Below are 22,181 nucleotides of genomic sequence, written 5' to 3' on the forward strand. Positions count from 1 at the left end.
GGCGTCAGTCCGGACCGGAGGACAAGGGGGCCATGCGCTCCTACCGGCTCGACGACGTCTCCGAGCACATGTCGTTCCTCGAGATGCTCGACGTGCTCAACGAGCAGCTCTTCGCGGCGGGCGAGGACCCCATCGCGTTCGACCACGACTGCCGCGAGGGCATCTGCGGCGCCTGCGGCATCGTCATCGACGGCGAGGCGCACGGCCCCGAGGTCACCACCACCTGCCAGCTGCACATGCGGTCCTTCAAGGACGGCGACTCGATCACCATCGAGCCGTGGCGGGCGACCGCGTTCCCGGTGGTCAAGGACCTCGTGGTGGACCGCAGCTCGTTCGACCGCATCATCGCGGCCGGCGGGTACGTCTCGGTCAACACCGGTGCTGCCCCGGACGCGCACGCGACGCCCGTGCCGAAGGACGACGCGGACCGCGCGTTCGAGGCCGCCGCCTGCATCGGGTGCGGCGCCTGCGTGGCCGCCTGCCCGAACGCCTCGGCGATGCTGTTCCTCGGCGCCAAGGTCACCCACCTCGGCATGCTGCCGCAGGGCCAGCCCGAGCGGCAGGCCCGGGTGGTGGACATGCTCGACCAGCACGACGCCGAGGGCTTCGGCGGCTGCACCAACATCGGGGAGTGTGCCGCGGTGTGCCCCAAGGAGATCCCGCTCGACGTCATCTCCCAGCTCAACGCCGACCTCGGCAGGGCCACGATCTCCGGCCGGAGCTGAGCCCGCGCCGCGGGTCAGGGCGTGACCGGCACGTACATCACCACGTGCAGGTCGGCGGCGTCCGAGGGCACGAGCCGGTGGTGCTCGAACTCGAGCAGACCGTGCTCGCGGTGCCGGAAGGTGCGCCTGCGCGACTCGAACCGCGAGACGGCCATCTCGGCGGAGTGGGTGCGGAACTCCTCGCTCGCCCCCGTGAGCCGGTCGACGACCGCCCGGTGCCCCGGGCCGGCCAGCCGCACCCCGGCCTCCGCCCGGAACTCGGCGAGGAAGCGACGGCTGTCCCGCTCCCAGTCGGGGAGCATGCGTCGCAGGTCGGGGTCGGTGTAGACGAGCCACAGCAGGTTGCGGTCGGCCGGTTCGACGTGCGCGATGCGCGGGTAGAGCCACGCGTAGCCGGCGTTCCAGCCGACGATCGCCCAGTCGGCCGTCACGACGAAGGCCGGGAAGTCCAGCGCGTCGACGAGCCGCCGGAGGTGGGCCGGGACGGCCTCACGGCGAGCCGGCGGGGCGACGGCCTCCTGCTCTGCGAGGCCGAGCACGTAGGCGGTCTCGTCCTCGGTCAGCCGGAGCACGCGGGCGACGGCGAGGAGCACCTGGCGCGAGACGTTGGTGTCCCGGCCCTGCTCGAGCCACGTGTACCAGCTGGCGCTCACGCCGGACAGGGCGGCGACCTCCTCCCGGCTCAGGCCCGTGGCGCCTCGGCGGGCCGGCGTCGGCAGGCCGAGCGCCGCCCGGTCGGAGGTGAGGCGCCGGGCCCGGAGGAAAGCACCGAGCTCCTCACGCCGGGGCGTGCGGGGACGGATCACCCACCGATGGTACTGGGAGTACCGGTACCAGCCGCATCCGGCGACCGGGCCCGGATCGTCGTGACGCGGCGTCGGGACGGGGGACGATGGGCACATGCCCGCACATCGCTCACGCACCGTCACCCACGGCAGGAACATGGCCGGGGCGCGCGCCCTCATGCGTGCCTCCGGCGTCGACGGCGCGGACATCGGCCGCAAGCCGGTCATCGCCGTCGCGAACTCCTTCACCGAGTTCGTCCCCGGCCACACGCACCTCGCGCCCGTGGGCCGGATCGTCTCCGAGGCGATCCAGTCCGCCGGCGGCATCCCGCGCGAGTTCAACACGATCGCCGTCGACGACGGCATCGCGATGGGGCACGACGGCATGCTCTACTCCCTGCCCTCGCGCGACCTCATCGCCGACTCGGTGGAGTACATGGTCAACGCGCACTGCGCGGACGCTCTCGTGTGCATCTCCAACTGCGACAAGATCACGCCCGGCATGCTGCTCGCCGCGCTGCGGCTCGACGTGCCCACGGTGTTCGTCTCCGGCGGCCCCATGGAGTCGGGGCGGGCGACGCTCTTGGACGGCACCGTCCGCACGCTCGACCTCGTCGACGCGATGTCCGAGGCGGTCAACGAGAACGTGGCCGACGAGGACCTCATGCGCATCGAGGAGGCGGCCTGCCCCACCTGCGGCTCGTGCTCGGGGATGTTCACGGCGAACTCGATGAACTGCCTCACCGAGGCCATCGGGCTCTCCCTGCCCGGCAACGGTTCGGTGCTCGCCACGCACACCGCCCGGCGCGCCCTGTACGAGAAGGCCGGCTCGCTGGTCGTCGACATCACGCGCCGGTACTACGAGGAGGACGACGACACGGTCCTCCCGCTCAGCATCGCGACCCCGGCGGCGTTCGAGAACGCGATGGCGCTCGACATCGCGATGGGCGGCTCGACCAACACGATCCTCCACCTGCTCGCCGCGGCCAGCGAGGCCGGCGTGGCCTTCGGCCTCGAGGAGATCGACGAGATCTCGCGGCGGGTGCCGTGCCTGTCGAAGGTCGCGCCCAACGTGGCCGAGGGCCGGACCTACTACATGGAGGACGTCCACCGGGCCGGCGGGATCCCCGCCCTGCTGGGCGAGCTGCGGCGCGGCGGTCTGCTGAACGAGGACGTGCACACCGTGCACGCGCAGACGCTGGGCACCTGGCTCGACGAGTGGGACGTGCGCGGCGGTCGGGCCTCGGAGGAGGCCACCGAGCTGTGGCACGCGGCCCCGGGCGGGCGGCGCTCGTCGACGGCGTTCTCCCAGTCCGAGCGGTGGGCGTCCCTCGACGTCGACGACACCCACGGGTGCATCCGGTCCTTCGCGCACGCCTACTCCAAGGACGGCGGCCTGGGCGTCCTGCGCGGCAACATCGCGGTCGACGGCGCCGTGGTGAAGACCGCGGGCGTGGACGAGTCGATCTGGACGTTCTCGGGGCCCGCGGTCGTGTGCGAGTCGCAGGAGGAGGCCGTGCAGCGGATCCTCGGCAAGGAGGTCAAGGAGGGCGACGTCGTCGTCATCCGCTACGAGGGCCCCAAGGGGGGACCGGGGATGCAGGAGATGCTGTACCCGACCTCCTACCTCAAGGGTCTCGGGCTCGGCAAGGCGTGCGCGCTCATCACGGACGGACGGTTCTCCGGCGGGACCTCGGGCCTGTCGATCGGGCACGTCTCGCCCGAGGCGGCCGCCGGCGGCACGATCGCACTCGTCGAGGAGGGGGACACGGTCTCGATCGACATCCCCCGGCGCAGCCTGACGCTCGACGTCCCCGACGAGGAGCTCGAGCGCCGCAGGGCGGCCCTGGAGGCGGGCGGCGGGTACCGGCCGAAGGAGCAGCGCCCCCGCAAGGTCACGCCGGCGCTGCGGGCCTACGCGGCGTTCGCCCAGTCCGCCGACAAGGGGGCCGTCCGGCTGGTGCCCGAGACGGTCTGACGGCGCGGCCCGGTGGTCGGTCGGCCGGCTCCCGGGCCGTCGGGTCGCCGGACGCGCTCCGCGCGTACGATCGCCTGCGTGACCTCCCCGCTCGTCCTCGGCATCGAGACCTCCTGCGACGAGACCGGCATCGCGCTCGTCCGCGGCACCGAGCTCGTGGCCGACGTGACGGCGTCGTCGATGGAGGAGCACGCCCGGTTCGGCGGCATCATCCCGGAGATCGCCTCCCGAGCTCACCTCGAGGCCTTCGGGCCGACGCTCGGCGCCGCCCTGGCGCGCGCGGACGTCGACCTCTCGGAGGTGGACGCGATCGCCGTGACCGCCGGTCCCGGGCTCGTCGGCTCGCTGACCGTGGGGGCGGCCGCCGCGAAGGCGCTCGCGCTGTCCGTGGGGCGGCCGATCCTCGGCGTCAACCACGTCATCGGCCACGCGGCCGTCGACGCCCTCGTCCACGGGGCCGTCCCGGCCCGCTCGGTCGCGCTCGTCGTGTCCGGCGGGCACACCACCCTGCTCTCGGTCGGGACGGGCATCACCGACGTCACCCTGCTCGGGGAGACGCTCGACGACGCCGCGGGGGAGGCGTTCGACAAGGTCGGCCGCCTGCTCGGGCTGCCCTACCCCGGCGGGCCGCACGTCGACCGGCTCGCCGCCACCGGTGACCGGGAGGCGATCCGCTACCCGCGCGGGCTCTCGGCGCCGAAGGACCGGGAGCGGCACGCCTACAACTTCTCGTTCTCCGGCCTGAAGACGGCCGTGGCCCGTGACCTCGAGGCCCGTACGTCCCGCGGCGAGGAGATCCCGGCGGCCGACGTCGCCGCGGGCTTCTCCGAGGCGGTCGCCGACGTGCTCGCGACCAAGGCGCTGCGTGCGTGCGCCGACCAGGGGGCCGACGTGCTCGTCGTCGGCGGGGGATTCTCCGCGAACTCCCGCCTGCGCGAGCTGCTCGCCGAGCGCGGTCCCGCCGCCGGCGTGGAGGTGCGCATCCCGCCGCCGAGGTTCTGCACCGACAACGGGGCGATGATCGCGGCCCTGGGGTCCGCCGTGGTCGAGGCGGGACTGCCCTCCTCGAGCCTGGGCTTCGGCGTCGACTCGTCGATGGCGGCCACGAGCGTCCTGGTCTGAGAACGGCGCCCACCGGCCGAGGCTCGGCGCGGCGGCGCCGGTGCCGCCAGCTCGTGCCGCCGGCGCCGTCAGCTCGCGGCGCCGGTGCCGCCAGCCCGTGCCGCCGGTGCCGTCAGCCCGCGGGGCGTCGCTCCTCGGTCAGCTCCCCGGCCAGGTGCAGGGGCACCGCTGCCCAGCCGTCCTGCTCCGCGGCCGCGAGCTGGCGCCGGTAGGAGGCCCCGGTGTCGAGGACGTGCTCCACGAGGGCGAGGTCGTCCGCGCAACCGAGCCGCTCCGCCGTCGGCGCGAGGTCGGCGACCAGACGTCGCACGGCCTCCGTGGCAGGGACCGAGCCGCCGTCGGTGTCGGTGACGAAGGTGGCGTCGAGCCCGAACCGGGCGGCGCGCCAGCGGTTCTCCGCGGTGAGCCAACGGGGGAGGGCGGGCAGCTCCTCCCCGGCGTCGAGGCGCGTCGAGGAGTCCTCGACGACGCACTGGTTGAGGGCGGTCAGCGCCGCGACCTCGGCGATCGTGGGCGGGGAGTCGCAGATCCGGGACTCGACGGTCCCGAGCTGGGTGGGGCGGGCGTCCCACCGGGTCTCGGTGCGGCGCGCGATGACGTCGGCGGCGAGCAGGTGTTCGACGATGCGCTCGTAGTCCGACCAGGTCGCCATCGAGTCCGGCAGCCCGGCGGTGGGCAGCTGCTGGAAGATCATCGTGCGGTTCGACGCGTAGCCGGTGCCCACCCCGCGCCAGGCGGGCGAGGAGGCCGACAGCGCGAGGATCGGACCGCTCGTCTGCAGGAGGGCACCGACCAGGGGGACCGCCTTGTGCCGGTCCTCGACGCCGACGTGCACGTGCAGTCCGTAGATGAGCATCTCGCGGCCCCACCAGGCGGTGCGGGCGATGAGCCGCTCGTAGCCCTCGGCCACGGGCTGGGCCTGCGGGTCGGCCGTGGCGTGGGCGCCTCCGCCGGACAGGACGAGGTCGCGTCGGCCGGCAGCCTCGACGAGCTCGTCGAGCACCTCGGCCAGCTCGGCGACCGCGGACGCGACGGTGGCGTGGACGCCGGTGACGATCTCGACGGTGCTGGCGAGCAGCTCGTGCGCCAGGCGGGGGTGCGGGGTGCCGGCCGCGGAGCGGAGGTCGTCGATGAGCGCGGGCCCCTCGTCGCGGGGCTCGCCGGTGGCCGCGTCGAGCACCTGGAGCTCCCACTCGACGCCGAGCGACGAGCGCTCCGAGGATCCGAACTCGACGGGCACGGCGCCATTGTGCACCGCGGGCCCCGGCACGAGACCGCGGCGACGCGCTCGGTCTCAGCCCTTGTCGCCGTGCTCGTGCGTCGGCTCGACGCTCGTCGCGTCCACCGGCTCGACGCTCGTCTCCGGCACCGGCTCGACGAGCAGGGCCACGTGCCGCCCCTCGGCGCGGGTGAGCACGAGCGTCGCCCGGTTCGGTCCCCTCAGCCGCAGCCGGCGGCGCACGTCCTCGACCTTCACGCCCGAGCCGCGCTGCTTGATCGTCAGGTCCCCGATCTCGCGAGCGGCGACGGCCCTGGCCAGGCCCTTGGCCCCCGCGTCGACCTGCTCGAGGATGCGGTAGGAGCGGGCGAACGGGGAGGCCGCCGGGGCGTCCGAGGTGAGGTAGGCGATCCGGGGCGAGACCACACCGGCGCCGAGAAGTCGGGCGAGGTCGGCGACGAGCCCCGCACGGATGACGGCGCCGTCGGGCTCGTGGAGGAAGGCGCCCAGCGGTGCCACCGGTGCGTCGTCGTGGGGTGCCGACGGGGGGAGCGGGCCACCACCCTCGGGCGCGAGCAGGTGCGGCTCCTCGCCGAGCAGGACGAGGGCGGAGCGGCCGGCTCCCTCCGGCGCGGCGTCGCCGAACCAGAGCGCGGCCTCGACCACCTCGCGGTCGACCGAGACCCACTGGGCATGCGCGTCGTCCGGGATCCGGTCGAGCTCGATGCCCGGCGCCACCTTGATCCCCGCCGCACGTACCGAGCGGGCTCGGGCGACGACGTCGGCCAGCGGCGGGCTCCAGCTCTCGGGTTCGGTCAGGCGCCGGCCCGCGGCGTCGCGGCGTGCCGGGTCGGCCCACAGGGCGTCGGCACCGAGGTCGGTCAGGTCGACGTCGAGGGCATCTGCCTCGCGCACCTCGGCGCCGTCGAAGGGCTCGAGGTTCGCGCGGGCGAACGCGGCGGTGACCGGGTCCTGCTCGACGGCGACCACCCCGGTGCCCAGACCGGCGATCGCGAGCGAGTCCAGGCCGAGGCCGCAGCCGAGGTCGGCGACCCGGGTGACGCTCGCCCGGCGGAACCGGTGCGCGTGATGTGCGGCGACGACGGTGCGCGTGGCCTGCTCGAGCCCGGCGCGCGTGAGGAGCAGCAGGTCCGCGACCGGGCCGAGACGGTCCGCGGCCTCGGCGCGCAGGGCGAGCTGGGTGAGGGCGGCGGAGGCGAGGTCGGGCGCCATCCCGTGGGCGCGCAGCCGAGCGTTCATGTGCTCGGCCGTCGCGGGCGAGTACGGGGGCAACGCGGCAAGCATCGCGCGGCCCTCGGTCGAGGCGAGAGTGCGCGCGGTGTCGAGCTCCATCCGGCCATCGTCGCAGAGCGGGGGGCGCAGGGCGGCAGGGTGGCGGACGCAGGTGCCGGGGCCTCCTCGTCCGCGGCGCGACATCCACGATCTGGCACTCTGATTGCGCGAGTGCTAATCGGCGACCTAGTCTTGACCCCGACGGACTCACCACGCGCCCGACCCCCGCGACGGCGGGAGCGAGGCTGAGGACGACAGTCAGAGATCCACTCCATACGTAGGAAGGGGAGGTCCGCAGTGTCGGTCTCCATCAAGCCGCTCGAGGACCGCGTGGTCGTCCAGACCCTCGAGGCCGAGCAGACCACCGCGTCCGGTCTCGTCATCCCGGACACCGCCAAGGAGAAGCCCCAGGAGGGCACCGTCGTGGCGGTCGGCCCGGGTCGCGTCGACGACAACGGCAACCGCGTCCCGCTCGACGTCGCTGTCGGCGACGTCGTCCTGTACTCCAAGTACGGCGGCACCGAGGTCAAGTACTCGGGCGAGGACTACCTCGTCCTGGCGGCCCGCGACCTGCTCGCCGTCGTCGAGCGCTGACCCGCTCGGCCCAGTCACGCGAGAGGGCCCCTGCGACCACGTCGGTCGCAGGGGCCCTCTCGTGCGTCCAGGTGCACCGGTGATGCCCGATCCGATCAGACGGCCCGGTCGGCCCGAGGGCCCGGGGCGGACGCTCGACCGCGGGCGGGCGGGTCAGCCGGCCTGCGGGCTCGTTCGTCGTCGGTCCTGGCGGTAGGTCGCCGCACGCTCGTCCTCGCTCAGGCCGCCCCACACGCCGTAGGGCTCGCGCACCGTCAGCGCGTGCTCCCGGCACTGCTCGAGGACCGGGCAGCCGGCGCAGATCGCCTTCGCCGCGTCGTCACGACGACGACGCACCCCGCCTCGCTCTCCCTCCGGGTGGAAGAACTGCTCGGGGTCGACCTCTCGGCAGGTCCCGTGGATCTGCCAGCTCCATACGTCGAGCAGCGGTCCGGGCAGTCGGGACAGCTCGGCCATGGGGCCTCCTCAGATCGGATGAGCAGGGGCCCGGCCGGACGACCGTCCGAGCACCATTCATCAACAGGTTATTACTTGCGCGAAAGTTGGGCAAGGGGGTGCGTGGCGGCACATGGCGCCGGGTCCCGCTGTGGCGTGCATGTTGCGCATGCACCGGAAATGCATAGGTTGGTGTCTCGCCCGTGTTGCCCGCACGGACCGTCGGACGGAGGATGGAGCATGGCCGCACGCCCCGAAGCTGCCCGCGCCTCGCGCCGCGGCACGACGGCGGACCGGGAACCCCCTGCGCAGGAGTCGGTCCACGAGGCTGAACTGGCCGGCGCGGTCGAGAGTCTCGACGGCGCCTACATCGACGAGAGTCGCCCGCTCGACCCGTCCGGAGCTCGACCCCCCGGCGATCGCGGGTCGAGCAGGTCGGCCCGCCGTGCGAACGCCGAGGACGGAGACGGAGATCCGGATCGGGACGAGAGATCTGTTCATGGGACAGACCTCGACCGGGATGCCGTTATCGCTTCGCGCTCGGCGGACGGTGCTGCGGCGGGCGTCGTCGCCGAAGCGCCCCTCACGGTCGGCGCGCTCGCTGAGCGGCTCGGCATCGCCACGTCGACGCTGCGCAGCTGGGACCGTCGCTACGGGCTCGGTCCGAGCGACCACCGCGCCGGCGACCGCCGCCGGTACGGCCCCGCCGACGTCGTCCGTCTCGAGCGGATGCGCGCACTCACGCTCTCCGGCGTCAGTCCCTCCGACGCGGCGCGGGCCGTCACGCAGACGCCGACGGGCTACGGGGCAGGGATGCCGGTCGCCGTGACCGCCACCAGTCTCGACGTGCAGTCGCTCGCCGCGGCGGCCGCCGCCGGGGACCGGAACGACGTCCGGCTCGCCGTGTCCCGGCACGTCGAGGCCCATGGCTGGACGGCCACCTGGCAGCGCCTGCTCTCGCCGACCTGCGACCTGCTCGCCGTCGGGGCGGAGCCCCAGGCACCGGGCAGCGACGGCATCACCGTGCTCACCGGCTGCGCGCTCGAGGTCGTCCGCACGACCGTCCTCGCCCACGGTGTGACGGAGCCCGTCCGCGTGGCCGTCCATACGACCCCGAAGCACGTCCTCGCCGCCCACGTCCTCGCCGGCGCCCTCGCCGAGCGCGGTGTTCTCACGCTCCTGCGGCGGGTCGGCCGCAGCCGGGTGCCGGACGAGGCGCTGTCCGACATCGTCGACCGGACGCCCGACGTCGGGGTGGTGGTGGGGTTCGGACGTGCCGCGAGCGTGCGGGCGCTCGCCGCGTCCGGGCGCGAGCGGCGACCCGAGGTCGTCCTCGTCGGCCCCGGGCTCCCGAGGCGCGTCCCGTCCGAGGCGATCCTGGCCTCCGACCTGCCGTCTGCGGTGTCCACGGTCACTGCGCTTCTCGAGGGCGCGGATCTAGCATGACGGGATGACGGAGACCCCCGCACACGACCCGTTCGCGCTGGTCGGACTGACGTATGACGATGTGCTCCTCCTGCCTGGGGCGACGGACGTCATCCCCTCCGAGGTGAGCACCGCTGCGCGGCTCACGCGCGAGATCGAGCTGCAGGTCCCGCTGGTCAGCGCGGCGATGGACACCGTGACCGAGGCGCGCATGGCGATCGCGATGGCGCGCCAGGGCGGACTCGGGATCCTGCACCGCAACCTCTCGATCGAGGACCAGGCGCAGCAGGTCACCGTGGTCAAGCGGTCGGAGTCGGGGATGATCACGGACCCCGTGACGATCGGCCCCGACGCGACGCTCGCCGAGCTCGACGAGCTGTGCGCCCAGTACCGGATCTCCGGTCTGCCCGTCGTCGACAGCGACGACGTGCTGCTGGGCATCATCACGAACCGCGACCTGCGTTTCGTCCCCACCGACTCCATGGGGGAGCGCACCGTGCGCTCGGCGATGACCTCGATGCCCCTGGTGACCGGTCCGGTCGGGATCAGCAACGAGGACGCCGCGGAGCTGCTCGCCGCCCACAAGATCGAGAAGCTCCCGCTCGTGGACGACGCCGGGCGCCTCCGCGGCCTCATCACGGTCAAGGACTTCGTCAAGTCGGAGCAGTACCCGCAGGCCACGAAGGACGCGGACGGCCGCCTCCGGGTGGGCGCGGCCATCGGCTACTGGGGTGACGCCTGGGAGCGGGCGACGGCGCTCGCCGAGGCCGGCGTCGACATCCTCGTGGCGGACACGGCCAACGGCGAGGCGCGACTCCTGCTCGACATGGTGCGCAAGCTGAAGAAGGACCCGGCCTTCGCGCACGTGCAGGTGATCGGCGGCAACGTGGCGACCCGCGAGGGCGCGCAGGCTCTCGTCGACGCCGGCGTCGACGCGGTCAAGGTCGGGGTCGGGCCGGGCTCGATCTGCACCACCCGCGTGGTGGCGGGCGTCGGCGTCCCGCAGGTCACCGCCATCCACATGGCGGCCCAGGTCTGCGGCCCGGCGGGCGTCCCCGTGATCGGGGACGGTGGGCTGCAGCACTCGGGCGACATCGCCAAGGCCCTCGTCGCGGGCGCCGACACGGTGATGCTCGGGTCGCTGCTGGCCGGGTGCGAGGAGTCCCCCGGCGACCTCGTGTTCGTCAACGGCAAGCAGTACAAGCACTACCGCGGGATGGGCTCGCTCGGCGCGATGGCCTCTCGCGGACGCGTCTCGTACTCGAAGGACCGCTACTTCCAGGCGGACGTCAGCACGGACGACAAGATCGTGCCCGAGGGGATCGAGGGCCAGGTCCCCTACCGCGGCCCGCTGTCCGCGGTCGCGCACCAGCTCGTCGGGGGCCTGCACCAGTCGATGTTCTACGTCGGGGCGCGGACCACCGGCGAGCTGAAGGAGCGCGGGAGGTTCATCCGCATCACGCCCGCGGGTCTCAAGGAGTCGCACCCCCACGACGTGCGGATGATCGCCGAGGCGCCGAACTACACCGCGCGCTGACCGGTTCGAGGCAGGGCTCGCGGGCGTGCGGTGCGCACGCGCGGACCGCGCGTAGGCAGTCGGTCGCGGCGCGCGCACCGGGTGGCCATCCGGCCCTCACTCCAGAAGGTGGTCGAGGTCTGGTGGTTCCGGATCTGGTGCCCGCCGATCCGGCTCGGGAGCCTTCCCGGGCGGAAGGCTGTTCCGCGACGCTGACCCTCGTGGCTCCGGTTCTGGCTGCGGCTCAGGCCCCGGCTCCGGTCGTCGGGTTCGCTCCTCGACGCGTCTCTTGAGCGCCTCGTAGCGCTCGCGGGTCATCTCCGGCGGCGGGGTCGGTCTCCGGTACGGGAACGGTGATCTCGGCGTCCGGTACCGGTGCCCGGTGGGGGTGCGGACCTCGAGCCCCTCGCCACCGGACGCGAGCTCGTGGCGCCACCCCGGGTTGTTCTTCACGTAGTTGTGGGTCTCGCACAGTCCCGACGCGTTGTCCGCGCTGGTCGCGCCGCCCTCCGCGTACGGCGTGGCGTGGTCGACGTGCCTGATCCCGCCGCTGCAGAACGGTCCGGTGCACGCGTCGTCGCGCAGGAGGATCAGCCGCCGGAGCTGCCCGCCGAACACCCGCGCACGGGACTCCATCGACACCACACCGCCCGTGGCGGGATCCGTCCACAGCCGCCGGAACCAGACCTTGGTCGCCTCGCGGAGCTGGTCCCGGACCACCGACGCGGCCACCGGGCCGTGACCGGGCAGCCAGGCCGGCTCGTTGCCACCGGCGAGCGTACGGTCGGTCATGACGATGGTCAGATCGACGTCCCGCGGCTCGGTCGCGCAGGTGCCTGTCACGTGCTCGACCAGGAGGTCGGCGGCGATCTGTCCAGGGGTGCGCCCTCGGGCGTTCCCGGAATTGACGATGCCTCCGGCCTGCGTGAGCAGGGAGGCGTGCACCCGTACCGCCTCGGTCATCGGCAGCAGCGCCGAGACGTAGGCCATCGACCCGGTTGCCGGCCGCACGCTGACATGACGCTGCCGCTTCTCCCGGAGACGCCGGCGCTCGGCGGCCCCCTCGTCGCGCTCGAAGGCGGCCTTGCGCGCGTGGTTACGCACCTGCCGGTCGCCCCAGGTCGGGAGGTCCGGCGCGAGCATCGCGTCGACCTCGCGGCGTTGCTCGACCGAGAGGCCGACGGTCTCCTGCGCGAGGATCGTGGCGCGCCACTCGGACACGAGCCCCTGACTCATCAGCGTGAGGGTCCGGGGCAGCTCGTGGACGAGGGTCTTGGCGAGCCCGAGGTGCCGGTCGCCCTTCGTGGGGGCCTCCTTGCGTGCCAGCGCGACCTCCGCCATCAGGCCCCTGGCGCGCTGACCGGCGGGGACACCGCGATCGGCCTCGTCCTCGGCGCGCATCCGGGCGAGATCGGCCGTGGCCATCGCCTGGCCCGCAGCTGCGACCGCCTTGAGCTCCTCGAGGAACTGGATCTGGTCGACCGCGTCGGCCTCGGAGGCGCGTTCGAGGCGGGGGATCGCCTCCCGCAGGGCTTGAAGCTTGTCCAGCGTCAGAACCGGGGGTGCGACGTCGGTCTCCTGCGTCGTCATCATCGCCCCCTCCGCGTCGTCGTCGACCTCGACCATCCGTGCGTTATATCGACCACGCTAGTCGGCACCACTGACACCGGCGGGGGACCGTCTGGAGCCTGTGGACAGGTGTGACCTGGGAAGACATGTGGAAACGTCGTCGCGGGTGAGCGGGTGAGCGGGTGAGCGGGTGAGCGGGTGAGCGGGTGAGCGGGTGAGCGGGTGAGCGGCTGAGCGGCTGGGCGGCAGGGCTGCCGTCCCGCCGGGGTCCGCCACCACGTCGGTCAGCCGTCGGCGAGCGCGAGCTCCCTGCCGCGCACGACGCCGACCCGCGCCAGCTCGCTCTCGAGCTCGCGCCGCGTCGCCGCGTCGGCGCCGCCGAACCAGGCCACGGACACCTCGCTCCCGCGCGTCCGCCAGGTTCCGACCACGACCCCGCCGCGCACGACGAGGTCGGAACCTCGCGAGACCTCGGCGCGGTGGTGCGGCGGGACGATCCGGTCGTCGGCGGTCCCGGGGCCGAGTACCCACGGGTCGTGACCGGGCAGCAGCCGAACGACGTCCGACGCCCGGGCGCCGAGGATCGCCTCGAGGTCCGCCCCGAGCGCCCAGGCGTCCCGGCCGTCGACGCCGACGCGGACGGCGTCCGCCGACCGGAGCCAGTCGAGGACCCGACGCCTCGGGGCGCTGAGCCCCTCGCCGAGCCAGTACAGGAGGTTCGCCTCGGTCGCGGGTGCGTAGGCGGCGAGATAGAGGACGACGGCGGCGACGCCCGCCTCGTCGGTCGCCTGCTCGATACGACCCGGATCGCGTCCGGGCGCGAGCCGGAATGTCGACCGCCCGTCCCGAGGGGGTCCGAAGACGATGTCGCCCCACCAGTGCAGCGGCTTGTAGAGCGCGTCCGCACCGAGACCGCCTGCGGCCCGTGCCAGGTGCGCGAGCGACGGGCTGCGACCGAGATGTGCCGCGATCTCCTCGCGGGTCGCCGGCCCAGCGGTGAGCAGCTCGCCCACCGCGGCGCGCAGGTCGCCCCAGTCGTCGAGCTCGAAGCTCGCCTGACGCTGGTACCGCGGGGTCTCCCACACCCGGGTCGTGCGGCGCACGGTCAGCAGGGTCCGCGCCGTGCGGGCCTCCATCACGTACGAGCCGCCGCGGAACGCGTAGGCCAGCACGAGGTCGTCACCGCCCAGGGTCTGCTCCAGCGCGCCGGCGGCTGGAACGGAGGACCGCGCCCCCACCGAGAGCTCCGCGCGCTCCGCCGGCCACCCGCGCAGCGCCACGACGCGACGCACGACATCGACCGGGTCGGACGCGCCCGCGTCGCCGAGGCCGTGCCGGTCCAGCCGCCACGCGAGAGCGCGGCGGCCGTCGAGCTCGACGGTGCGACTCATGGCCGTCGCTCGTGACCTATGCCGTCGGCTCGACCGGCCATGCCCGTGAGACGTGCGCGTCGGCACGTCCCTTGCCGCGCAGGAACTCCTCGAAGCTCTCCGCCCACTCGGCGTGCCACGTGGCCTGCGCCCGGTGGAGGTCGGCCGAGGGCAGGTCCGCGACCTTCGGGTGCTTCGCCGCCAGGGCCGTCAGGACGGCGAGCGTGTGCGCCACGTCGCCGTCGGCGGTGTGCGCGGCATCGTTCGCCGCGACCCCGTACGCCTCGCCCATCGCCTCGAGAGTCTTCTTCCCCTTCCGGAACCGCTCGACCTTCCGGTCCACGACGAGCGGGTCGACGACGGGGGAGACCTCCCGCCCGAGCCGCTCCTCGAGAGTGGCGAGGCCGTGCCGGGCGAGCTCGGCGCGCAGGATCGTCAGGTCGTACGTCGCGTTGAACGCGACGAGGACTGCGCCGGACGCGAGGGCGCCCGCGACGACCTGGGCCACCTCCTCGAGCGCCTCCTCCGGGGGCGCCCCGTGCTCGCGCGCGTAGGCCGTCGTGATGCCGTGGACCGCGGTCGCGGCCTCGGGGATCTCCACGCCGGGGTCGATCAGCCACGTGCGCGAGCTGCCGATCGTGCCGTCGGCCTCCCGCACGACGAGCGCCGCCGTCACCACGCGGTCGTTCCCGACGTCGATCCCCGTGGTCTCGGTGTCGAACCCGAGCCACACGTCCTGCGTCCATCCGGTCATCCGTCCTCCTGACGTCTGGGCCACTGTCGCAGAGCCCACCGACGTCGTGCAGGTAGCCTCCACACGTGAGCATCGAGATCGAGATCGGACGTGGCAAGCGCGGCCGCCGCGCATACTCCTTCGACGACGTCGCCGTCGTGCCCTCCCGACGCACGCGCGACCCGGAGGACGTGTCGATCGCCTGGCAGATCGACGCCTACCACGTGGACATCCCCGTGCTCGCGGCGCCGATGGACTCGGTGATGTCGCCGGCCACGGCCGTCGCCCTGGGCCGGCACGGCGGCATCGGGGTCCTCGACCTCGAGGGCCTGTGGACACGCTACGAGGACCCGGAACCGCTCTACGCGGAGATCGCCGGGCTCGACGCCGACGCCGCGATCAACCGGATGAAGGAGATCTACGACGAGCCGATCAAGGCCGAGCTCATCACGGCCCGCCTCAAGGAGATCCGGGCGAGCGGTGTGACGGTCGCCGGCTCGTTGTCCCCGCAGCGCACCCAGGAGCACTGGCGCACGGTCGTGCAGGCCGGCGTCGACCTGTTCGTCATCCGGGGCACCACCGTGTCCGCCGAGCACGTGTCGTCGGCGGCCGAGCCGCTCAACCTCAAGCGTTTCATCTACGAGCTGGACGTCCCCGTGCTCGTCGGAGGCGCGGCCACCTACACGGCCGCCCTGCACCTCATGCGCACCGGCGCGGCCGGCGTGCTCGTCGGCTTTGGCGGCGGCGCCGCCTCCACGACGCGTCAGACCCTCGGCATCCACGTGCCGATGGCCTCGGCGATCGCCGACGTCGCCGCCGCCCGTCGCGACTACCTCGACGAGTCGGGCGGCAGGTACGTCCACGTCGTCGCCGACGGCGGGGTCGGGCACGCCGGCAACCTCGTCAAGGCCGTGGCCTGCGGTGCGGACGCCGTGATGCTGGGGGCCGCGCTCGCCCGCGCCGAGGAGGCGCCCGGCCGGGGCTGGCACTGGGGGTCCGAGGCCCACCACCCGCAGCTGCCGCGGGGCGCGCGCGTCCAGGTCGGCACTGCGGGGACGCTCGAGGAGATCCTGCACGGGCCCTCCGACCGCGCGGACGGCACCGTGAACCTCATGGGTGCGCTGCGGCGTGCGATGGCGACGACGGGCTACTCCGACGTCAAGGAGTTCCAGCGGGTCGAGGTCGTCGTCTCGCCGTACCAGGCGTCCTGAGCCGGGCGGCGCACCCGGTGCCGCTGCCGGTGGGACACTGTGCGCGGCGGGCGCGCGGTCGCGCCCGTGACCGGCGCAGCGAGAGGAAGACGACGACGTGACTGAGTTCCGGATCGAGCACGACACCATGGGCGAGGTGCGCGTCCCGGCGGACGCCCTGTACGCCGCGCAGACGCAGCGGGCCGTGGAGAACTTCCCGATCTCGGGCAAGACCCTCACTCCGCAGCATATCCACGCCATCGGGCAGATCAAGCGTGCGGCGGCCATCGCCAACGCGGAGCTCGGCGTCATCGACAAGGACGTCTCCGCCGCGATCGTGGCGGCCGCCGAGCAGGTCGTCGCGGGGGACCACGACGGCGAGTTCCCGATCGACGTCTTCCAGACCGGCTCCGGCACGAGCTCGAACATGAACACCAACGAGGTCATCGCCACGATCGCCTCGCGCGACTCGGGCCTCGCGGTGCACCCGAACGACCACGTCAACGCGTCCCAGTCGTCGAACGACACCTTCCCGTCCGCGATCCACATCGCCGCCGTCGGGCTCGCGACCACCGGGCTCATCCCGAACCTCACCGTCCTGGCCGAGTCCCTCGAGCGCAAGGCGAGCGAGTTCGCCGACGTCGTGAAGTCGGGCCGCACCCACCTCATGGACGCCACCCCGATCACCCTCGGGCAGGAGTTCTCCGGCTACGCCCAGCAGATCCGCAACGGCATCTCCCGCATCGAGGCGACCCTGCCGCGGCTGGCCGAGCTCCCCCTCGGCGGCACCGCCGTCGGGACCGGCATCAACACCCCCGAGGGGTTCGCGCCCCGCGTCATCTCCCTCATCGCGGAGAACACCGGGCTGCCGCTGACCGAGGCGCCGAACCACTTCGAGGCGCAGGCCGCGCTCGATTCCGCGGTGGAGACCTCCGGCGCCCTGCGCGCGACCGCCGTCTCCCTGACGAAGATCGCCAACGACATCCGCTGGGGCGGCTCCGGGCCCCGCACCGGCCTGGGCGAGCTGCGCCTGCCCGACCTGCAGCCCGGCTCCTCGATCATGCCCGGCAAGGTCAACCCGGTGCTGCCGGAGGCGGCCGTCATGGTCGCCGCCCAGGTCATCGGCAACGACGCGGCCATCGCCTTCGCCGGTGCGCAGGGCAACTTCGACCTGCTCGTCATGCTGCCGGTGATGGCGCAGAACCTGCTCGAGTCGATGACGATCCTCGGCAACGTCTCGCGCGTGCTCGCCGAGCGCTGCATCGACGGGCTCGAGGCCGACGAGGAGCGCTGCCTGCGGCTGGCCGAGTCCTCGCCGTCGATCGTCACCCCGCTCAACCGGGTCATCGGCTACGAGGCGGCGGCGAAGATCGCCAAGCACTCGGTCGCGGCGGACCTGACGATCCGCGAGGCGACCCGCGACCTCGGCTACGTCGAGCGCGGCGAGATCACCGAGACCCAGCTCGACGAGCTCCTCGACGTCCGCACGATGACGGGCCCGAACCAGGCCTGAGCCTCCGTCCGGGCCGCGCTGGACCCGACACCCTCGAGATGGACCTCTGCACGGTCCATCTCGAGGGCCTCTGGTCCAGCTCGGCGCGGGGCTGCCGTCGACGGCGTCGGTCAGGCGCCGCTGACCTCGATCGTCTGCCGAGCGATCGCCAGCTCCTCGTTCGTCGGCACCACCAGCACCGTCACGGCCGAGCCCGGCGTCGAGATCACCCGCGGCTCGCCCGAGCGCGCGGTGTTCGCGTCGTCGTCGAGCTCGATCCCGAGGAAGGCCAGGGGAGCGAGGACCTCGGCCCTGATGAGGGCGTCGTTCTCGCCCACGCCGGCGGTGAACGTCACCGCGTCGAGCCCGCCCATGACGGCCGCGTACGCGCCGATGTACTTGCGCAGCCGGTGCGCGTAGACGTCGAGGGCGAGCCGGGCGTCGGCGTCGCCGGCTCCGGCCAGCTCGCGGACCTCACGCATGTCGTTGTGCCCGGTCATGCCCTTGAGGCCGGACCGCTTGTTGAACAGGTCGTCGATCTCGGCCACGTCGAGCCCGCCGACCCGGTGCAGGTGGAAGGCGACCGCCGGGTCGATGTCCCCGGTGCGGGTCCCCATGACCAGGCCCTCCAGCGGCGTGAGTCCCATCGACGTGTCCACCGCTCGTCCGGCGCGGACCGCCGACGCCGACGCCCCGTTGCCCAGGTGCAGGACGATCTGGCGCAGGTCGTCGCGCCCGAGGCGCTCGCTCACGGCCCTTGATACGAGCTCGTGCGAGGTCCCGTGCGCCCCGTAGCGCTTGACCGCGTACCGCTCGGCGGTGGTCCGCTCGAGCGCGTAGGTGGCTGCGGCCGCCGGCAGGTCGGCGAAGAACGCGGTGTCGAAGACGGCCACGTGCGGGACGTCCGGCACGAGCTCGCGCGCCACCCTGATGCCGGCGACGTTGCCGGGGTTGTGCAGCGGGGCGAGCGGGGAGAGCGCGTCGATGCGCTCCACGGCGTCGTCGTCGAGCTCGACCGGGCCGGAGAACTCCGCGCCGCCCTGGACGACCCGGTGGCCCACCGCGCGGATCCCGGCGTCGGCGAGGACCGGCCCGAGCTCGTCGAACGCCTCCAGCACCGCCGCGAGCCCGGCGGTGTGGTCCGGCACGGGCAGGTCCCGTTCGGTGGTCCCGTCCCCGGTCGTGTGCCGCAGGTGCCCGGAGACCTCGCCGATCCGCTCGAGCAGGCCGGAGGCGACGACGTCCGCGGTGTCGGGGTCGACCAGCTGGTACTTGATCGACGACGATCCCGAGTTGACGACGAGGACGGTGCCGCTCATGCGTTCTCCTTCTGCGCCTGGGCCTGGACGGCCGTGATGGCGACGGTGTTGACGATGTCTCCGACCAGTGCCCCGCGGGAGAGGTCGTTGACCGGCTTGCGCAGGCCCTGCAGGACCGGGCCCACGGCGACGGCCCCGGCCGAGCGCTGGACCGCCTTGTACGTGTTGTTGCCCGTGTTGAGGTCGGGGAAGATGAAGACCGTCGCCCGGCCCGCGACCTCGCTGCCGGGCAGCTTCTTCGAGGCCACGGAGGCGTCGACGGCGGCGTCGTACTGGATGGGGCCCTCGACGACGAGCTCGGCGGCCCGCTCCCGCACCGTGTCCGTCGCCGAGCGCACCTTCTCCACCTCGGCGCCGGCGCCGGACGCGCCGGTGGAGTAGGAGAGCATCGCGATGCGCGGGTCGACGCCGAACTGCGCTGCGGTGTCCGCCGAGCTGATGGCGATGTCGGCGAGCTGGTCCGCCGTCGGGTCCGGGTTGACGGCGCAGTCGCCGTAGACGAGGACGCGGTCCGCGAGGCACATGAAGAACACCGAGCTGACGATCGAGACGCCCGGCCGGGTCTTGATGATCTCGAACGACGGCTTGATCGTGTGGGCGGTGGTGTGCGCGGCGCCGGAGACCATCCCGCCCGCGAGCCCGAGGTGGACCATGAGCGTGCCGAAGTAGGAGACGTCGGTGATGACCTCGCGCGCCCGCTCCAGCGTCATGCCCTTGTGCTCGCGCAGCCGGGCGTACTCGGCGGCGAACTCCTCCACGTGCTCCGAGGTGGCCGGGTCGACGACGCGCGCGGCGTCGATGTCGAGGCCGAGCTCGGCGGCCCGCGCCCGTACCTCCGACTCCTTGCCGAGGATCGTCAGGTCCGCGACCTGGCGGGAGAGCACCGTCGACGCCGCGCGGAGGATCCGGTCGTCGTCACCCTCGGGGAGCACGATGTGCTGCCGGTCGGACCGCGCGCGGTCGAGCAGGGTCGCCTCGAACATCAGCGGCGTGACGACCTCGCTGGCCGGGACGTCGATGAGCCCGAGCAGCCGGTCGGCGTCGAGGTTCTGCTCGACGACGCCGAGCGCGAGGTCCCTCTTGCGCTGGGTGTGGCGGGACATCACGCCGCGCGTGCCGGAGACCTTGAGCGCCGTCTCGAACGTGTCGTCCTCGGTCGTGATGACGGGGAGCCGGTCGACGAGGCCCGACATGAGCTGCCGTAGCTGCTCGCTGGGCAGGTGACCGCCGTTGAGCACGAGCCCGGACAGCGAGGGGAAGCCGTCGGCCGCGTGGGAGGCGATGACGGCGAGGACGGCATCGACCCGGTCCGCGGGCGCGATGACGAGCGTGCCCTCGCGCAGCCGTTCGATGATGTGCTCGGCGTTCATCCCGGTGACGAGGATGTGCTCGGCCTCGCGGGAGAGCAGGTCGGGCTCGCCCATGTACAGGCGTCCCCCGAGGGCCTCGCGGACCTCGTCGACGGTCGGCGCCGACAGCACGGGGATCTCGGGCAGGACGCCGGTGTCCAGGGGCTCGTCCTTCAACGCTGCGCGGACCTCCTCGACCCGGTCGGCCTCGCACCGGTTGACGACCACGCCGACCGTGGTCGCGTGCCCCTGGGTGATCTCGTTGGTGCCCACGCCGACGACCTGGCGGATCTCGTCGACGCTGCGCCCGAGACCGCGGACCACCAGGAGCACGGGCGCCCCGAGGTTCGCCGCGATCCGCGCGTTGGACGCGAGCTCGGTCGGCGTCGTCACGTCCGTGTAGTCCGAGCCCACGACCACGACGACGTCGGTCTGCCGGGCCACCGCCCGGTAGCGCTCGACGATGGTCGTCAGCGCCGCCTCCTCGTCGGCGAACCACTCGTCGTAGGTCACGCCCAGGCACTCGTCGAACCCGAGGTCGACGGCGTCGTGCTCGAGCAGGAGCTCGAGGACGGGGTCGCGCTCCTCGCGGGACTCCACGAGCGGCCGGAAGACGCCGACCCGGGACGCGCGCCGGGCGAGCTGGTCGACCACGCCGAGCGCGACCAGTGACTTTCCCGTGAACCCCTCGATCGAGGCGATGTACAGGCTCTGGGTCATGCTCCGGGCTCCTTACGGGAGAGGACGGGACGCAGTCCTGGGGAGGACGGGACGCAGCCTCGATGCTTCCAGATCGGCGGCGTCCGCGCGTCGGCCGGCTCAGTCAACAGTGCCTGTGCTCGCCTACCCTGGGACGATGGACCCTGTCGCCGAGCGCTTACCCGGCGGGTCGGGGCGTACCGGCGGTGAGCCGGGGCGCACCGGCGCCCGTGGCGGCCTGGCGACGGCCCTGCCCGGCCGTGGCGACGACGAGGCGGCGGAGGACGCCGCGACCGGCGGCGACGGGGACGACCCCGTTCCGCCTCCCGCCCGCGGGATCGCGCCGGACCGGGACCCCGCCGCCATCGCCGCGGACACCGCCCCCGCGCCCGACGCCTCCGCCGGCCGCACACGTCGTCGCCGGGCGCCTCGCCCGAAGGTCTCGGCCCGCGAGCTGTGGCGCTCGGCCTTCTCGCTGCGGATGGTCGGGCTCCTCGTGCTGCTCCTGGCGGCCGCCGTCGTGTGCGTGCAGCTCGCCGCCTGGCAGCTCGACCGGGCCTCGCTGCGGGGGGCCGAGCGCGCGATCGCCGAGCACGCCGCCACGCTCGAGGCCGACCCGGTGCCGCTGGACGACGCCCTGCGGGCGCAGTCGAGCTTCTCCTCCGACGTCTACGCCACCGGAGTGAGTGTCATCGGGCGGTGGGAGCCCGAGAACCAGGTCCTCGTCGTCGACCGTGCCGTCGAGGGGGAGCCCGCGGTCCTCGTCGTCACGGCGCTGCGGCTGACCGACGGTCCCGACGCCGGCGCGATGATCCCTGTCCTGCGCGGATGGCTCCCCGCCGACGACGTCTCGGTGACCGACGCCGGGGCGCAACCTGCCGACCCGGCGGCGCTCGACGTCCCGGACGGGGAGGTCACGGTGACCGGCCACCTGTCGAACTCCGAGGCGCAGCGCACGGGCGACGCGGCGCCCGGCACCGCCCTGTCCATCTCCACGCCCGGCCTCGCCGGCGAGTGGGGCGGTCCGACCTTCTCGGGCTACCTCGTCCAGGGCGCGCACGACGGTGAGGGCTGGGTCCCGCTCCATGGCGCCGACGACGCGCTCGAGCAGGCGCCGGACCCGACCATCGCGGTCGAGACCGGGCTCAACATCCAGAACCTCGCGTACGCGATCGAGTGGCTCGTCTTCGGCGGCTTCGCGCTGTGGCTCTGGTGGCGCCTCGTCCGCGACGACGCGCTCGACCGCCGCGACGAGGAGCTGCTCGACGCGGAGCCGGTCGGGCCCGACGCCGAGGCAGACGCCGACGCCCGGCTCGTGTCGGCGGGCGACGGATCAGTCGGCCGAGCGACCGCCGACTGACTGCCGGC

Annotated in this window: 18 protein-coding genes; 9 read left to right on the forward strand and 9 right to left on the reverse strand. The window is 73.5% G+C overall.

The genetic code is table 11. From position 1 onward, the window contains the following. The first annotated feature begins 32 nt into the window (after positions 1-32). Positions 33-725 carry a succinate dehydrogenase/fumarate reductase iron-sulfur subunit gene (locus AC24HA_RS06335; protein ID WP_487563615.1) on the forward strand — a complete coding sequence of 231 codons (693 nt, stop codon included), beginning with the start codon at positions 33-35 and terminating at the stop codon, positions 723-725. Positions 726-739: 14 nt separating this feature from the next. Here AC24HA_RS06335 and AC24HA_RS06340 read toward each other — a convergent pair whose 3' ends face one another. Next, positions 740-1,528 (reverse strand): helix-turn-helix transcriptional regulator, encoded by a 789-nt coding sequence (locus AC24HA_RS06340; RefSeq protein WP_487563616.1) that lies wholly within the window; start codon positions 1,526-1,528, stop codon positions 740-742. A gap of 97 nt (positions 1,529-1,625) precedes the next feature. On the opposite strand from AC24HA_RS06340, the gene ilvD reads away from it, so the two are divergent. Then, the gene (gene ilvD, locus AC24HA_RS06345; protein ID WP_425708292.1) at positions 1,626-3,488 is read left to right on the forward strand and encodes a dihydroxy-acid dehydratase; all 1,863 of its coding nucleotides are present in this window, start codon (positions 1,626-1,628) and stop codon (positions 3,486-3,488) included. Positions 3,489-3,566: 78 nt separating this feature from the next. Further along, entirely contained in the window at positions 3,567-4,610 is a 1,044-nt protein-coding gene (tsaD, locus tag AC24HA_RS06350) for a tRNA (adenosine(37)-N6)-threonylcarbamoyltransferase complex transferase subunit TsaD (RefSeq protein ID WP_425708291.1), read from the forward strand. 112 nt (positions 4,611-4,722) lie between these two features. Here tsaD and AC24HA_RS06355 read toward each other — a convergent pair whose 3' ends face one another. Both AC24HA_RS06355 and AC24HA_RS06360 read right to left on the reverse strand, forming a co-directional pair. Further along, positions 4,723-5,850, reverse strand: coding sequence for a YbdK family carboxylate-amine ligase (locus AC24HA_RS06355; RefSeq protein WP_425708290.1), 1,128 nt, complete (start codon positions 5,848-5,850; stop codon positions 4,723-4,725). Positions 5,851-5,904: 54 nt separating this feature from the next. Beyond that, entirely contained in the window at positions 5,905-7,182 is a 1,278-nt protein-coding gene (locus tag AC24HA_RS06360; protein WP_425708289.1) for a class I SAM-dependent methyltransferase, read from the reverse strand. A 237-nt stretch (positions 7,183-7,419) separates the two neighbouring features. Here AC24HA_RS06360 and groES point away from each other — a divergent pair, with 237 nt between their 5' ends. Continuing rightward, positions 7,420-7,716, forward strand: a complete 297-nt coding sequence (gene groES, locus AC24HA_RS06365; protein ID WP_425708288.1) for a co-chaperone GroES — start codon at positions 7,420-7,422, stop codon at positions 7,714-7,716. Between the two features lie 153 nt (positions 7,717-7,869). On the opposite strand, the gene AC24HA_RS06370 is transcribed toward groES, so the two are convergent. Further along, the gene (locus AC24HA_RS06370) at positions 7,870-8,172 is read right to left on the reverse strand and encodes a WhiB family transcriptional regulator (RefSeq protein WP_425708287.1); all 303 of its coding nucleotides are present in this window, start codon (positions 8,170-8,172) and stop codon (positions 7,870-7,872) included. Between the two features lie 219 nt (positions 8,173-8,391). Between AC24HA_RS06370 and AC24HA_RS06375 the strand changes: the two genes are divergently transcribed. Continuing rightward, positions 8,392-9,597 (forward strand): MerR family transcriptional regulator, encoded by a 1,206-nt coding sequence (locus AC24HA_RS06375; RefSeq protein WP_425708286.1) that lies wholly within the window; start codon positions 8,392-8,394, stop codon positions 9,595-9,597. Positions 9,598-9,601: 4 nt separating this feature from the next. Then, positions 9,602-11,113: an IMP dehydrogenase gene (guaB, locus tag AC24HA_RS06380; protein WP_425708285.1), complete on the forward strand. Its 1,512-nt coding sequence runs from the start codon at positions 9,602-9,604 to the stop codon at positions 11,111-11,113. Positions 11,114-11,209: 96 nt separating this feature from the next. Here guaB and AC24HA_RS06385 read toward each other — a convergent pair whose 3' ends face one another. The 3 genes from AC24HA_RS06385 to AC24HA_RS06395 form a co-directional block, all read right to left on the reverse strand. Next, complete coding sequence (locus AC24HA_RS06385) at positions 11,210-12,718, reverse strand: HNH endonuclease (protein WP_425708284.1); 1,509 nt, start codon at positions 12,716-12,718, stop codon at positions 11,210-11,212. Between the two features lie 227 nt (positions 12,719-12,945). Then, positions 12,946-14,052, reverse strand: a complete 1,107-nt coding sequence (locus tag AC24HA_RS06390; RefSeq protein ID WP_425708283.1) for a DNA glycosylase AlkZ-like family protein — start codon at positions 14,050-14,052, stop codon at positions 12,946-12,948. Between the two features lie 16 nt (positions 14,053-14,068). After that, entirely contained in the window at positions 14,069-14,785 is a 717-nt protein-coding gene (locus AC24HA_RS06395) for an exonuclease domain-containing protein (protein ID WP_425708282.1), read from the reverse strand. A 65-nt stretch (positions 14,786-14,850) separates the two neighbouring features. Between AC24HA_RS06395 and AC24HA_RS06400 the strand changes: the two genes are divergently transcribed. Both AC24HA_RS06400 and AC24HA_RS06405 read left to right on the forward strand, forming a co-directional pair. Continuing rightward, positions 14,851-15,975: a GuaB3 family IMP dehydrogenase-related protein gene (locus tag AC24HA_RS06400; protein ID WP_425708281.1), complete on the forward strand. Its 1,125-nt coding sequence runs from the start codon at positions 14,851-14,853 to the stop codon at positions 15,973-15,975. Between the two features lie 127 nt (positions 15,976-16,102). Further along, positions 16,103-17,467 carry a class II fumarate hydratase gene (locus AC24HA_RS06405; protein ID WP_487563617.1) on the forward strand — a complete coding sequence of 455 codons (1,365 nt, stop codon included), beginning with the start codon at positions 16,103-16,105 and terminating at the stop codon, positions 17,465-17,467. 110 nt (positions 17,468-17,577) lie between these two features. Here AC24HA_RS06405 and AC24HA_RS06410 read toward each other — a convergent pair whose 3' ends face one another. Together AC24HA_RS06410 and pta are read right to left on the reverse strand one after the other, a co-directional pair. After that, on the reverse strand, positions 17,578-18,765 hold the full coding sequence (locus AC24HA_RS06410) for an acetate/propionate family kinase (RefSeq protein ID WP_425708279.1): 1,188 nt from the start codon (positions 18,763-18,765) through the stop codon (positions 17,578-17,580). Continuing rightward, a complete protein-coding gene (gene pta, locus AC24HA_RS06415) occupies positions 18,762-20,834 on the reverse strand; it encodes a phosphate acetyltransferase (RefSeq protein ID WP_425708278.1) in 2,073 nt (690 codons plus the stop codon). Before pta ends, AC24HA_RS06410 begins: the two co-directional genes overlap by 4 nt. A gap of 136 nt (positions 20,835-20,970) precedes the next feature. Between pta and AC24HA_RS06420 the strand changes: the two genes are divergently transcribed. Then, the gene (locus AC24HA_RS06420) at positions 20,971-22,173 is read left to right on the forward strand and encodes an SURF1 family protein (protein ID WP_425708277.1); all 1,203 of its coding nucleotides are present in this window, start codon (positions 20,971-20,973) and stop codon (positions 22,171-22,173) included. Positions 22,174-22,181: the final 8 nt, after the last annotated feature.

This window comes from Georgenia sp. Z1491 (genome assembly GCF_057652395.1).

Excerpts from the sequence above, each read along its gene's own strand:
- AC24HA_RS06335 (WP_487563615.1), top strand. The coding sequence starts at position 33 with ATGCGCTCCTACCGGCTCGACGACGTCTCCGAGCACATGTCGTTCCTC.
- ilvD (WP_425708292.1), top strand. The coding sequence starts at position 1,626 with ATGCCCGCACATCGCTCACGCACCGTCACCCACGGCAGGAACATGGCC.
- AC24HA_RS06360 (WP_425708289.1), bottom strand. The coding sequence starts at position 7,182 with ATGGAGCTCGACACCGCGCGCACTCTCGCCTCGACCGAGGGCCGCGCG.
- AC24HA_RS06370 (WP_425708287.1), bottom strand. The coding sequence starts at position 8,172 with ATGGCCGAGCTGTCCCGACTGCCCGGACCGCTGCTCGACGTATGGAGC.
- AC24HA_RS06375 (WP_425708286.1), top strand. The coding sequence starts at position 8,392 with ATGGCCGCACGCCCCGAAGCTGCCCGCGCCTCGCGCCGCGGCACGACG.
- guaB (WP_425708285.1), top strand. The coding sequence starts at position 9,602 with ATGACGGAGACCCCCGCACACGACCCGTTCGCGCTGGTCGGACTGACG.
- AC24HA_RS06385 (WP_425708284.1), bottom strand. The coding sequence starts at position 12,718 with ATGGTCGAGGTCGACGACGACGCGGAGGGGGCGATGATGACGACGCAG.
- AC24HA_RS06390 (WP_425708283.1), bottom strand. The coding sequence starts at position 14,052 with ATGAGTCGCACCGTCGAGCTCGACGGCCGCCGCGCTCTCGCGTGGCGG.
- AC24HA_RS06395 (WP_425708282.1), bottom strand. The coding sequence starts at position 14,785 with ATGACCGGATGGACGCAGGACGTGTGGCTCGGGTTCGACACCGAGACC.
- AC24HA_RS06405 (WP_487563617.1), top strand. The coding sequence starts at position 16,103 with ATGGGCGAGGTGCGCGTCCCGGCGGACGCCCTGTACGCCGCGCAGACG.
- AC24HA_RS06410 (WP_425708279.1), bottom strand. The coding sequence starts at position 18,765 with ATGAGCGGCACCGTCCTCGTCGTCAACTCGGGATCGTCGTCGATCAAG.
- pta (WP_425708278.1), bottom strand. The coding sequence starts at position 20,834 with ATGACCCAGAGCCTGTACATCGCCTCGATCGAGGGGTTCACGGGAAAG.
- AC24HA_RS06420 (WP_425708277.1), top strand. The coding sequence starts at position 20,971 with ATGGACCCTGTCGCCGAGCGCTTACCCGGCGGGTCGGGGCGTACCGGC.